Origin of the sequence: Lacinutrix sp. Hel_I_90, from assembly GCF_000934685.1 — a bacterium.
Lineage (GTDB): Bacteria > Bacteroidota > Bacteroidia > Flavobacteriales > Flavobacteriaceae > Lacinutrix.
On the sequence record NZ_JYNQ01000001.1, the window covers coordinates 3,169,601 to 3,182,652 of the forward strand.

Annotated in this window: 10 protein-coding genes; 6 read left to right on the forward strand and 4 right to left on the reverse strand. The window is 34.5% G+C overall.

All coding sequences use genetic code 11. The features are described from left to right. Window positions 1–28: 28 nt before the first annotated feature. Window positions 29–961: a citrulline utilization hydrolase CtlX gene (gene ctlX / locus GQ46_RS13950; RefSeq protein ID WP_044403248.1), complete on the forward strand. Its 933-nt coding sequence runs from the start codon at window positions 29–31 to the stop codon at window positions 959–961. Here the strand turns inward: ctlX and GQ46_RS13955 are convergent. Further along, on the reverse strand, window positions 894–3,029 hold the full coding sequence (locus GQ46_RS13955; protein ID WP_082041768.1) for an ATP-binding protein: 2,136 nt from the start codon (window positions 3,027–3,029) through the stop codon (window positions 894–896). The two genes, ctlX and GQ46_RS13955, sit on opposite strands and share 68 nt — an antisense overlap. A 389-nt stretch (window positions 3,030–3,418) precedes the next feature. On the opposite strand from GQ46_RS13955, the gene argS reads away from it, so the two are divergent. Next, the gene (gene argS, locus GQ46_RS13960) at window positions 3,419–5,209 is read left to right on the forward strand and encodes an arginine--tRNA ligase (protein ID WP_044403251.1); all 1,791 of its coding nucleotides are present in this window, start codon (window positions 3,419–3,421) and stop codon (window positions 5,207–5,209) included. 143 nt (window positions 5,210–5,352) lie between these two features. Here argS and GQ46_RS13965 read toward each other — a convergent pair whose 3' ends face one another. Then, window positions 5,353–6,912 (reverse strand): GMC oxidoreductase, encoded by a 1,560-nt coding sequence (locus GQ46_RS13965; protein WP_044403253.1) that lies wholly within the window; start codon window positions 6,910–6,912, stop codon window positions 5,353–5,355. Window positions 6,913–7,215: 303 nt separating this feature from the next. Between GQ46_RS13965 and GQ46_RS13970 the strand changes: the two genes are divergently transcribed. The 4 genes from GQ46_RS13970 to GQ46_RS13985 all read left to right on the forward strand — a co-directional run bounded on the left by GQ46_RS13970 (window position 7,216) and on the right by GQ46_RS13985 (window position 11,548). After that, complete coding sequence (locus GQ46_RS13970) at window positions 7,216–7,812, forward strand: fasciclin domain-containing protein (protein WP_044403256.1); 597 nt, start codon at window positions 7,216–7,218, stop codon at window positions 7,810–7,812. A 244-nt stretch (window positions 7,813–8,056) separates the two neighbouring features. Next, window positions 8,057–8,656: a SprT-like domain-containing protein gene (locus tag GQ46_RS13975; RefSeq protein WP_044403258.1), complete on the forward strand. Its 600-nt coding sequence runs from the start codon at window positions 8,057–8,059 to the stop codon at window positions 8,654–8,656. A gap of 223 nt (window positions 8,657–8,879) precedes the next feature. Further along, window positions 8,880–9,962, forward strand: coding sequence for a mannose-1-phosphate guanylyltransferase (locus GQ46_RS13980; protein ID WP_044403261.1), 1,083 nt, complete (start codon window positions 8,880–8,882; stop codon window positions 9,960–9,962). Between the two features lie 89 nt (window positions 9,963–10,051). After that, entirely contained in the window at window positions 10,052–11,548 is a 1,497-nt protein-coding gene (locus GQ46_RS13985) for a DUF389 domain-containing protein (protein ID WP_044403263.1), read from the forward strand. Here the strand turns inward: GQ46_RS13985 and GQ46_RS13990 are convergent. Both GQ46_RS13990 and GQ46_RS13995 read right to left on the reverse strand, forming a co-directional pair. Next, a complete protein-coding gene (locus tag GQ46_RS13990; protein ID WP_044403266.1) occupies window positions 11,545–12,312 on the reverse strand; it encodes an ABC transporter ATP-binding protein in 768 nt (255 codons plus the stop codon). The genes GQ46_RS13985 and GQ46_RS13990 overlap by 4 nt on opposite strands. Further along, window positions 12,312–13,049, reverse strand: coding sequence for an ABC transporter permease (locus GQ46_RS13995; protein WP_044403269.1), 738 nt, complete (start codon window positions 13,047–13,049; stop codon window positions 12,312–12,314). The genes GQ46_RS13990 and GQ46_RS13995 overlap by 1 nt, the downstream gene beginning before the upstream one ends. Window positions 13,050–13,052: the final 3 nt, after the last annotated feature.

Consider the following 13,052-nt stretch of genomic DNA (forward strand, 5'->3'; position numbering starts at 1 on the left):
TAATTTACTTTTGCAAAAAAAAATCGAAATGCGACAAACAACAAACACCATCTTAATGATTCGTCCTGTAGCATTCAGAATGAATGAGCAAACCGCCGTTAATAATTATTTTCAAGAAGAACTTAAACTTAAAAATGCTGAAGTTAATACAAAGGCACAAGAAGAGTTTGATGCTTTTGTAGAGAAGTTAAGGGCTGTTGGTGTTACTGTTATTGTTGAGCAGGACGATATACTATTAGATGCACCAGATTCTATTTTTCCTAACAATTGGGTAAGCTTCCACGAAAACGGAAATGTTGGAATCTACCCTATGTTTGCAGAAAACAGAAGGAAAGAACGTAGAGATGAGATTTTTATAAGATTGGAGCAAGAAGGTTTTAAAATCAATAATATCATCGATTATACTTCGGCAGAGGAGGAAGGTGTTTTCTTAGAGGGGACTGGAAGTTTATTGTTAGATCGTGCAAATGATAAAGCCTATTGTGCATTATCACCAAGAGCCGACGAAACTTTGTTTATCGAATTTTGTGAGGATTTTGAATATACACCAGTAGTTTTTACAGCGTATCAAACCTTTGAAGGTAAAAGGTTGCCTATTTACCACACCAATGTGATGATGTGCCTTGCAGAAACGTTCGCGGTCATTTGTTTAGACAGTATCGACGACAAAAAAGAACGTAAAAATGTCATTCAAAATTTAACCGATGACGGTAAAGAAATTATAAAAATTAGTGAAAAGCAACTGGCGCAGTTTGCTGGAAATATGCTTCAGGTAAGAGGTGCTAACGATAAATTGTTTTTAATTATGAGTCAGTCAGCTTATGATTCTTTATCTCAGACTCAAATAGAATTGATTGAGAAACACTGTGAGATAATATCAAGTTCTTTAGAAACTATCGAGACTTGTGGAGGTGGGAGTGCGCGCTGTATGATGGCTGAGGTGTTTCTACCGAAGGTGTAGTTCCTGTGTTTACAGCGTTTTCTATACTCTTTTTTGGCAGTTCAACAAAAAAGGTGCTGCCTACATTGGGTTCACTATCTACCCAAATGCGGCCTTCATTAAGTGCTACCAATTCACGACAAATGCTTAAACCTAAACCAGTACCTATTTCATTACTAGTCCCCACAGTAGTAAATGCGTTATTATCAAATAACTTATGCTGATTCTCTATTGAAATACCAACACCAGAATCGGCAACACTAATAATGGTTTTGTTCTTATCTATTTCATTACCAATAGTAATGGAATCTCCAGATTTGCAGAATTTAACAGCATTAGCCAATAAGTTCTGAATAATAATTTCAACCATGCTTCGGTCGGCAAATACAAAATCAGGAAACGTATTATCGATCAAAACAATGCCTTTGGTTTGCATTTTTTGTTCTATCAGTTTTACTTTTTCATAGAATACTTCTTGAACATCAAATGAAGATGGCTTTGGCTTAAGAGACTGCATTTGAGATTTAGACCAGTTTAAGAGGTCAAATAATAGTAATGAGGCGTTGTTTGCACTCTTACTTAGTTCTGGTAATAAGCTATTAAATTCCTCTTGCGAAAGTTGGCCGTCGTTTAATAAGTCTATAAAACCTTTAGTTGAGGTTAATGAATCTTTTAAGTCATGAGATATAATAGAAAACAACTTATCCTTTACATTGTTAATATCTTCCAGATGCTTGCTTTGTTCAAGAATGGCTTCATTTTGTAGTTCTATTTTTTTATTTTTAGCTTCTAATTCTTGAGTATACTTAAGACGATTGTTCCGTTTTAAATAGAAGAGTATAAAGAAAGTAGAAATAATAGCAAAAGCCCCAAGTAAGGCATAAAAAATAAGTTTGTATTTATCTAGTATTCTTTTAGCCTCATTATCTTCTTTAGTAGAGGAAAGTGTTGGTTCTTCTAGTTGTAATGTGCTTTCTATAATAGGTTCTTCTAAGGGAGCAGGCGTATTATATGTCTTTTTTTCAGCATCTAAAGCACTCTTTATTTTGTAGTATTGACTTTGCCAGGTAAAAGCACTTTTAAAATCACCTCTCGTAGAATCTAAAGCCTTCATCAAAGCGTAATTTTTTAGAAGTTCTTGTTTATTAGCTCTATTCCTTCCTAAACTCCCGGCTTCTAGAAGTTGTTGTTCTGCAATTTTAAACTGTTGTTTAGCCAGATTAAGAGCGGCTAAATTATTTAATGATTTAATTATACCATCGTTGTCTTTTAATCGCCTATTTAATTTTATTCCTAGCACCAAATACTGAGCAGATAATTTGTAATCTCCTATTTTAAAATAGGCTTCGCCAAGTTCTGGTAGAATTGAAGCTCTTAATGTGTCGTTAGTGTCTTGAGCATAATTGAGGGCATTTTCATAATAACGAATGCTTTTTTTAAAGTCTTTTTTATAATAATACAAATGCGCTAGATTAATGTTACTATTTATCAGACCCTCAGTGTCGCTTAGTTCTTTTTCAATTGCTAAACTTTTCAAATTGTAGTCAATGGCCTTTTCAAGACTGTTTGTTTTTTCATAGGCTTTAGCCAAACCATTATAAGCAATGATTAACTCTTCTTTTACATCTCGTTTTTCAAGTTCTCTGATACCGTCAAACACCTGTTTTAAACCTATGGAATACTTGCCACGTGCTATTTCAAGGGAACCAAGACGGCTTTTAATTTTCGCAAGTGCTAAAGTGTCTTTTAGTGTTTCAAATAGAGTTGCCGCTCTTTTAAATTGAACGGAAGCATTAATGTAATCGTCTTTTTTATTATAGATTATAGCTTTAAAATAAGCCATCTCTGCAGAACCTCTGGTGTAATTGAGTTCCTCAGAAAGTCGTTCGGTCTCTATACTATATTTTAATGCCCTATCGTACGCTTTGGAGTTGTAAAGTAACTTAATGATTTTTGAAGCTGTTTTTATTTTTGTAGTGTCAGATTTCTGAAACGATAACCCAATAATAAGACTTTCAAGTTCTTCATTTTGAGAAAAACAAGAGCAGGAGAGTACGAAGGAGAAAAAAAGAACAATTAGTCTTTTCATAAATACTCAAAAAAGTAAAAAATAAAAAATAACTAAAAGACCTTATTTATGTCGTAGTTGCGAAAGACAGTGGGTCAGTTAGGGATTAAATATTATTGATTAATAGCGTAACAACAAAAGTTCAAAAAAGTTAACTATAAAACTAATTAATGGGTTTTAATGTAAAAAAATTAGTTTAAGTGAGCGCTTTCTTTTTGGCAGATACAAAATTAAGGTGTTTTAATTAACGCGTTAAGAATTAGTTGCCCGTTATCTGCGAAATGCATAAACCCTAAACGAACTAATATTTTACTATGAAAAGGAGGTGCACGAGATAGATTAAAAAACGCGTTAAGCAAATAGGTTTCAATCATAAAATAGTATCTTTGTCGCTTTAAAAATAAAACAGAATGAACCTTCAAGAGACCTTATCTCAACACGTAAAAGCGGCTGTAAAATCTATTTTTAGTGCCGATTTAGAAACTGTAGAATTTCAAACCACACGTAAAGAGTTTGCAGGAGATATTACGGCTGTGGTTTTCCCGATGCTTCGTGTGGTGAAAGGGAATCCCGTACAAATTGGTGAAGCTATTGGTCAATATTTGTTGGATCATGTAGTGCAGGTTAAGGGTTTTAATGTGGTAAAAGGCTTTTTAAACATTGAAATTCACGATGCGTATTATATTCGTTTTTTCAATACTATAAAAAATGATCCAGAATATGGGTTTGTAAACGCTAAGGCTGAAGACAAAGCCATTATGGTTGAGTATTCTTCACCAAATACAAATAAGCCGTTGCATTTAGGTCATGTTAGAAATAATTTATTGGGTTACAGTGTTGCCGAAATTATTAAGGCCGCTGGACATAAAGTTTATAAAACGCAAATTATAAATGATCGCGGCATCCATATTTGTAAAAGTATGCTGGCCTGGGAACGTTTTGGAGATGGTGAAACGCCGGAGTCGACAGGGTTAAAAGGCGATAAGCTAGTTGGTAATTATTATGTGAAGTTTGACCAGGAATACAAAAAGGAAATTGAAACCCTAAAAGAGGAGGGCAAGACCGAAGAAGAAGCAAAAAAACAAGCACCAATTTTAATTGATGCTCAAAATATGCTTTTAAAATGGGAAGCTGGCGATAAAACAGTCGTTGCACTTTGGGAAAAAATGAACCAATGGGTTTATGATGGTTTTGATTTGACCTATCAAAATTTAGGTGTCGATTTTGACACACTATACTACGAAAGTCAAACCTATTTATTAGGTAAAGAATTTGTTGCTGAAGGCTTAAAAACAGGTGTCTTTTATGAAAAAGAAGACGGCTCGGTTTGGTGTGATTTAACAGCGGACGGTTTAGACGAAAAAATAGTATTACGAAGTGATGGTACCGCGGTTTACATGACGCAAGACATTGGAACAGCCATACAACGTGTTAAAGATTTTCCAGACGTTGGTGGTATGGTGTATACTGTTGGTAATGAGCAGGAATATCACTTTCAGGTCTTGTTTTTAATTATTAAAAAATTGGGCTTTGACTGGGCGAAGAATTTGTTTCATTTAAGTTACGGGATGGTAGATTTGCCTTCAGGAAAAATGAAGAGTAGAGAAGGAACAGTAGTAGATGCTGATGATTTAATAACTGAAATGGCAAGTACAGCCAAAGAAATTTCTGAAGAACTAGGAAAATTAGAAGGCTATAGCGACGCTGAAAAAGCGGCCTTATACAAAACCATAGGTCTTGGCGCTTTAAAATACTACATCTTAAAAGTAGACCCGAAAAAACGTATTTTGTTTGACCCAAAAGAATCTATCGATTTTCAAGGCAATACAGGGCCGTTTATACAATATACCTACGCTAGAATACAATCTATTTTACGTAAAGCCCAATCCGACCGGGATGCTGTGTCTAATGAAGTTGATGCAGCTTACGAACTCCACGAAAAAGAAAAGAGCGTATTAAAACAACTGCAACTCTTTCCAGAAGTGATTCAAAATGCAGCAGAGAATCATAGTCCGGCGCTAATAGCTAACTATACTTATGAGCTAGTGAAAGACTTCAATTCGTTCTATCAAAATGTTTCTATTTTAGGCGCAGATAATGCTACAGATAAAGGTTTTAGAATCCAATTGTCACATGCGGTTGCTAATACCATTAAAAAAGCCTTTGGTTTGTTAGGGATTTCGGTTCCAGAACGTATGTAGTGTTTTGGTTTCTACATGTGGTTGCATAGACTAATAGAATGAAGATGTCATTAGACGTGTTCCAGTAATTATTTTCAAATGGTTGTATGCTTATTATGAAAAAATGCTTATTGCCTTAACTGTTAATTTTACAACATCGTTCCCTATGTTTTTTCTGGTATTCTGTCAATAGCCCTTTCAGCAATGGCTGTAATTGTCAATGATGGATTAACTCCTGGATTGGCTGAAATCATTGCACCATCTATAACAAACATATTTTTGTATCCAAAAACCTTATTGTCTTTATCAATGACACCTGTAGTTTTGTCTTTTCCCATAACGGCACCGCCTAAAATATGTGCTGTAGAAGGTATTCCTGCTATTGTTTCTAAAGCAAAGGAAGTGCTCACACCATTTATGGCTTTACGGTAGGCTTTCACTAAATTTATAGATTCAGGTATAAAGGGTGTAGGTGCTTTACCTGTACTTACAGAGGAAGTCATTTGCCCTAGGATATTTCGTTTAAATTTTAGGGTGCTATCAAGCGTTTGCATAAAAAGTAAAACCACTGTGTTTTTTGCCCAGCCATTAACAAAATAGATTTTGAAATAAGCAACGGGATGTTTTAAAAGCTTAGCGAGTACCTTAAAAAGACGCGAGACAACATTCGATCCCGTTACGTAGGGTAAGTGTGCCAGTTTCCAAGCATCAGAACCCTCACCATATCTGCAAATTTCGAGATGGCTATTTTCATCAGTGTCAAGTATGCTACCAATAGCGATCCCTTTTGAATAGTTTTTTTCTTTTTCAGTGCTGGTAACACTTATTAACGTCTCATTGTTACTTCGGATGTCTTCACCCAATCTATCTGATAAATTGGGTAGTGATTTCATTTTAAGCTTCAGCAGCAATTTTACAGTACCCAAAACGCCTCCCGAGAAAATTACCCCTTTAGATTTTATTTTTTTACGTGTACTGAAAAATGTTGTACTACTTTTTAATGAAACCTCATAGCCTTGAGAACCGTTAGCACTGCCAATAGTTTGTACATCATATACTTCATTTTCGGCCAGAATTTCTGCGCCGTTTTTTTGAGCGAGGTAGAGATAATTTTTGTCAAGCGTATTTTTAGCATTATACCTGCAACCCGTCATACATGCACCACAAAAATTACAACCAGAGCGTTCTGGTCCTTCGCCATCGAAATATGGGTCTTTTACGGTTTGATTAGGTTTTCCAAAGAAAACAGCAACCCGAGTGGCATCAAAATTTTTCTTGATGTCTAAGTTTTCTGCCATTCTTTTGAGGCCCAAATCACCATCAAACAATTTTGGGTTTTTTGTAGCACCTAGCATTCTTAATGCTATAGCGTAATAGGGCTTAAGTTCAGTTTCCCAATCGTTTAATACACTCCAACTACCAGAATTGAAAAAAGCAGTTTTTGGCGTAGGTAAGGTATTAGCGTAAACCAAAGAACCTCCACCAACTCCAGTCCCTGAAATTATCGCGATATGTTTAAAGACGGAAAGTTTCATAATGCCAAAAAATCGTAAGGACGGTATCCATAACCACTTTTTGAAGTTCCAATTGGTTTTTGGAAAGTCTTTCGCTTTATACCATTTTCCTTTTTCAATGACTAAGACCTTATAGCCTTTCTTAGACAGTCGTAAAGCACTAACAGATCCTCCGAAACCACTTCCTATTATAATATAATCGTACTCCATTTTAAATCAGTCTCAAGGTTTTCTTAATATAAAATCATTCCAATGTTTTATAACAGGTGTCAAACGAAGTTAATCCTTTTTTGTCAGAAATCTATGCGAGGAACTGCCTGTTTTTCGTGGTTAACGCTTCTGCTTTATTGCAATAAAAAAAGATTTCACAAGTATGTACTAAAGAAAATAGATTTTAAAGGATTGTTTATTTTGTTTAATAATTTTAACTAAACTTTAAACATTATAATTTTTTTCTTTCAACTTATACTTTAAATTTACTTCATATTAGAAACTTAAAACAAATATAAAATTATGAAAAAGAGAAACTTAATAGTTACAATGACTTTTATAGGCGCATTATTTATGTCTACAACTGCTTGTAATGAAGCAAAAAAGGAATCCGCAACAGAATCAGAAGAAGTGGTAATGGAAGAAGAGGTTGCAATGAACGAGGAAGTTGAAACACCAACAATTGTAGGTGTGGCAGCAGGAAACGAAAATTTTTCAACCCTAGTCGCCGCGGTAAAGGCAGCAGATTTAGTTGAAACATTAAACAGTGAAGGACCATTTACTGTATTTGCACCAACAAACGACGCTTTTAGTAAATTGCCAGAAGGCACAGTAGAGACGTTACTAAAGCCAGAAAATAAAGAAAAACTATCTGGAATATTAACGTATCACGTGGTGTCTGGAAACTTAGATGCAGCAGCAGTGACCAAAGCTATTACTGATAATAATGGAAGCTTTACAGTAAAGACTGTGCAAGGTGAAGAGATTACAGCCATGGTTGTAGATGGTAAGGTGGTATTAACAGACGCAAACGGAAATACAGCAACAGTAGTCATGGCAGATGTAAAAGCTTCGAATGGAATAATACATGCTATAGACACTGTAGTAATGCCTAAATAATACATAAACAAATAGTAATTTCATTGGTTGGTTATTATTAGTTAGAAATGCTTGGATCTTATTTTAGATTCAGGCATTTTTTTTGTTTGAATGGGCTGTGGAACATAAAAAAGCGAGGTTATATATGTGGTAGTACAACCAAAACACTCAGTAGATATTTAATTTCCCCACGCATAAATAAGGCCATTAGAACTTAGTTTAAAAAAATGCTGAATTCATAAGACTTTCTATTATTTTTGCCACAATGCAAAACACCTTATACAATCATATTCCACAACAAGCAATTGCTCAGATTAATCAACTTTTAGAGCATGATAATCTGGTGGTTTTAGTGAAAAAAGAACGTAAAACCAGACATGGTGATTATAGGCCTTTGCCAAATGGAAAACACCAGATTACCATAAATGAGAATTTAAATCACTATAAGTTTCTAATCACCCTCATTCATGAAATTGCACATTTTGAAGCTTATAAAGCCTTTGGGCGTTACATAAAACCGCACGGTTTAGAATGGAAACATACCTTTCAAAGATTAATGTTGCCATTCATTAATCCGGACGTTTTTCCAATGGACTTGCTACCTTTGTTAGCAAGACATTTTAAAAATCCAAAAGCGTCCAGTGATACCGATTCAAAATTAGCCTTGGCTTTAAAAGAATTTGATGAACCTAATGATAAAACCTATATTTTTGAAGTGCCATTTGGTGAAACCTTTATATTTAGAAATGATAAACGTTTCAAAAAAGGCAATAAACGGACAAAACGTTACGAATGTACAGAGATTAAAACAGGAAAAGTATATCTTTTTAGTCCGAATGCTGAGGTGGCATTAATTGCAGATTAATTCCTTTCCCAAAAAGTAGGGCATCTCATAAATTGAAATAAAATGTCACACTAGGCCTGAGCATTGCTAAAATGAACATATATTTTTGTTTTAAGCAGTAACGCTTAGCCTAAAGAAGTGTAATGGAAATAAGGAAAACAGAGTACTTGTCATTCCTTTGTAGTTAGTAGCCATTATGTTCAAATAAATTTATAATAAAATACAATCAGAGGAAAGAACGACTATGAAAAATAAAAATTATTATGCCATACTAATGGCAGGAGGAGTAGGCTCAAGATTTTGGCCAGTAAGTACTCAGGATTTTCCTAAGCAATTTCATGATATGCTAGGAACAGGTGATACGCTGATTCAAAAAACTTTTAATCGTTTAGCAAATCTAATTCCGAAGGAAAATATTTTTATTTTAACGAATGAACGTTATAACGATCTGGTTTTTGAACAACTACCTGAAGTCACTAAAAGACAAGTCGTTTTAGAGCCAGCCATGCGTAATACGGCGCCTTGTATTTTATATGCCTCATTAAAAATTCAGAAAGAAAATCCAGAGGCGATCATGATTGTTGCACCTAGCGATCACTGGATTGAAGATGAAAAAGCATTTACTAATAATGTGCAGCAGGCCTTTAACTTTTGTTCTAAAAATAAGGCTTTAATGACCTTAGGCATTCAGCCCACCTTTCCTAATACGGGTTATGGTTATATTGAATTTGAGAGTACTTCCGAGGAAGTAATAAAAGAAGTCCGCCAGTTTAGAGAAAAACCAGACTACGAAACAGCCAAAAACTTTATCTCACAAGGTAATTTTTTATGGAATGCGGGTATATTTATGTGGAGCGTAAAAAGCGTAATCGATAACTTTGAAAAGAACCAGCCGGCACTTTTTAAATTGTTTAAAAATGGTGCTTCGGTTTATAATACTGAAGCTGAAGACGATTTTATTAAGGAGAACTATAGTAAGGCTGAAAATATTTCTGTGGATTATGCCATTATGGAAAAATCAAATAACGTCTATGTTTTGCCAGCGACTTTTGATTGGAATGATTTGGGTACCTGGGGAAGTTTGTACGATAAATTAGATAAGGACGAGAACGATAACGCCATAGTAAATGCGCGAACATTAACCGAGGATGCTTCTGGAAATATGATTAGAACCAAAGACAACAAGATTGTGGTTGTGGATGGCTTGAAAGATTATATTATTGTGGATAAAGAGGAGGTTTTACTTATCTATCCGAAGCACAAAGAACAAGATATTAAAAAAGTACTCCAGCAGGTTAAAGACAAATTTGGAACGCAACATGGTTAAAAAAAAACTTTGTTTTAATCTTTGGTTTAAGATTATTACGCATGTGTCGAGTTTGGCATATGGAATTTTTAAAGTGAAATTTTAAAGATATGACTGAAGAAAATAAATTTAATTTCTCTGATGAAGAACTTAAAGATGAGGCTGCTATAAAAGATGAAGCGGTAAAACAATCTAAAGAAGCAGTAAAGAAAGAGGCCAAAAGTTTTTTTGAAAGTATTCGGTCTTTTTTAAATGAGCTTCTCGATTTTAGAAACGATACCGATCGTGATGCCACCATTCTAGCCATAAAAGCCGATATTTCTTTTAAAGGCGCCACAGCATGGATTTTGGTCTGTTCTATTTTTGTGGCTTCCGTTGGCTTAAATGCAAACTCACCTGCTGTAGTAATTGGCGCCATGCTTATTTCTCCTTTAATGGGGCCTATTTTAGGTATTGGCCTAGCCATTGCAATTAATGATATTGATACGCTTAAACGCTCTTTAATAAACTTAGCAATCATGATTGTTTTAAGTTTATTGGCGGCTTTTTTATTCTTTTATTTCTTTCCCTTAAGTGAAGACACGTCTGAGCTTTTGGGGCGCGTACGTCCAGATATTCGCGATGTGTTAATTGCTTTTTTTGGAGGTTCAGCTTTAATTATAGCACGAACTAAAAAAGGAACCATTGCTTCCGTGATTTTTGGGGTTGCCATAGCGACAGCTTTAATGCCACCACTTTGTACGGCAGGTTATGGCTTAGCAAAAGGGAATTGGGTTTACTTTAGAGGTGCCATGTATTTGTTTACTATCAACACTATTTTTATTGCGTTGGCGACTTTCTTAATTCTTAAAATACTAAGGTTTCCGATGCTTAAGTATGCTAATTCTGCTAAGCGTAAACGCATTGCTCGTTTTGCTTCTTTGTTAGCAATTATTGTTATGGTTCCAGCATCAATAACCTTTTATAATGTTTTACAAGAAAGTAAATATGAAATGGATTACAGTAATTATATTGCGAATGAAATTGTTGCTAATGACAATTTGTGGTTACATAGAGGCGTTTTAGATCCAGAAAATAGAAGAATTAATTTATATTTTAATGGGGAACTAGCAGATGCTACCATTACCGATTTGCAAAATGAATTAAAAAAAGGGACAGATTATGGCAACATCAAAGATTTTGATTTAATTATCAATGCGAATAAAACAAGAAGTGTCGATCGTATTTCAAAATCTTTAGATCGTGCGTATGAAGATTTAGATAGAAGTGAAAATATTGTTGCAGGTTTACAAAAACAAATAGAAGCACTACAAACTGAAATGAATAACTTAAACCTTCAGCTAGAGCAAAAAAGCAATACGCAAAATCAGATATCATTTACGAATCTCGCAAAAGAAGCTAAAATCAGGTTTAAAGATTTAGAGTTTTTTAGTTACGCTAAAATGTTAGAGTCTAAAGATTTTATAAGAATAGATACCGTTTCTATGGCTTTGGTAAAATGGAATGCTAATTTGAATGATAGCTTGAAATTGAAAAAAGAAAAAGAGTTAAGAGAATGGCTTAAAGAAGAAACAAAATCTAAGAATATTGTGGTAAAACGGAATTAATCATCCTCATCCAAATACATTTGGCGCACTTTTTTAAATAGCTCAGAAGAGTATACAAAATCGGTTACAATTTCATTGTCTGTTTTAAAGATAGATTGCCTTGAGCCTTCCCAGGCTTTTAACCCATCTTTTAAGAACACAATTTTTTCGCCAATTTCCATTACCGAATTCATGTCATGGGTATTAATAACAGTAGTAATATCGTATTCTTCAGTAATTTCTTTAATTAAATTATCGATTACTATGGCTGTTTTTGGATCTAAACCAGAGTTAGGTTCATCGCAAAACAAATATTTAGGATTATTTACAATCGCCCTAGCTATAGCCACACGTTTTTGCATACCACCAGAGGCTTCACTTGGCATCTTTTTATGGGCATCATCTAAATTCACACGCTTAAGCACAACATCTGCTCGTTCTCGCATTTCATCACGTTTCATTTTAGTAAACATACGCAATGGAAACATGACGTTTTCTTCAATAGTTAATGAATCAAAAAGTGCACTTCCTTGAAATACCATACCCATTTTAGCACGCATGTCGCGTTTTTTGTCTTCAGATAAATTAGCAAAGATTTCACCGTTGTATTCAATACTCCCTTGCTCGTAATCAAACAGACCTAACAGGCATTTTAAAAACACAGTCTTACCAGAGCCACTTTGTCCAATAATTAAATTAGTCTTGCCTTTGTCGAAAGTCGTGCTTATCCCTTTTAAAATGTGAGCATCACCAAATGACTTATGTAAATTTTTAACTTCTATCATTAGCTTAAAAGGAGTTGGGTTGCTAAATAGTTTAATAAAATAATAGTGACACTAGTCCATACAAAAGAAGTTGTACTCGCTTCTCCTACTTCCAGTGCACCACCTTTCATGAAGTACCCATGATAAGAAGGAACCGTAGCTAAAACAAAAGCAAACAAAAAGGTTTTTATAAAAGCATAAGCAATATGAAAGGGTTCAAAGTCCTGCTGCAAACCAGTAATAAAGCTATCTGCTGAAGAATAGCCGCCATAAACACAAGCAGCTAAACCACCAAGAATGCCCAGAAACATAGCTATAGAAATCACAAATGGATAAAAAGCCATGGCTATAAATTTAGGAAAAACAAGGTAATTAATAGAGTTAATACCCATAACTTCCAAGGCATCAATTTGCTCAGTAACACGCATAGTACCTATACTAGAAGTAATAAATGAACCAACCTTTCCAGCCATAATAATAGACATAAAAGTAGGGGCGAATTCCAGAAGTATGGATTGTCTGGTTGCAAAACCTACCAATTCTTTTGGAATTAATGGGTTATCAATATTTAAAGCCGTTTGTATAGTCACTACACCACCTACGAAAAAAGAAATAAAAGCAACAATTCCTAACGAACCTATAATAAGATCATCGATATCCTTTAGAATAAGATGTCTCATAACGGACCATTTAGTTGGTTTACGAAACATCTCGATAACCATTAAAAAGTATGTGCCAATATTATGAAGGTACTGCATAGG

Coding starts and splice junctions, on each gene's coding strand:
- GQ46_RS13995 (WP_044403269.1), bottom strand. CDS start 13,049: ATGCAGTACCTTCATAATATTGGCACATACTTTTTAATGGTTATCGAG.
- GQ46_RS13965 (WP_044403253.1), bottom strand. CDS start 6,912: ATGGAGTACGATTATATTATAATAGGAAGTGGTTTCGGAGGATCTGTT.
- argS (WP_044403251.1), top strand. CDS start 3,419: ATGAACCTTCAAGAGACCTTATCTCAACACGTAAAAGCGGCTGTAAAA.
- ctlX (WP_044403248.1), top strand. CDS start 29: ATGCGACAAACAACAAACACCATCTTAATGATTCGTCCTGTAGCATTC.
- GQ46_RS13980 (WP_044403261.1), top strand. CDS start 8,880: ATGAAAAATAAAAATTATTATGCCATACTAATGGCAGGAGGAGTAGGC.
- GQ46_RS13955 (WP_082041768.1), bottom strand. CDS start 3,029: ATGAAAAGACTAATTGTTCTTTTTTTCTCCTTCGTACTCTCCTGCTCT.
- GQ46_RS13975 (WP_044403258.1), top strand. CDS start 8,057: ATGCAAAACACCTTATACAATCATATTCCACAACAAGCAATTGCTCAG.
- GQ46_RS13990 (WP_044403266.1), bottom strand. CDS start 12,312: ATGATAGAAGTTAAAAATTTACATAAGTCATTTGGTGATGCTCACATT.
- GQ46_RS13985 (WP_044403263.1), top strand. CDS start 10,052: ATGACTGAAGAAAATAAATTTAATTTCTCTGATGAAGAACTTAAAGAT.
- GQ46_RS13970 (WP_044403256.1), top strand. CDS start 7,216: ATGAAAAAGAGAAACTTAATAGTTACAATGACTTTTATAGGCGCATTA.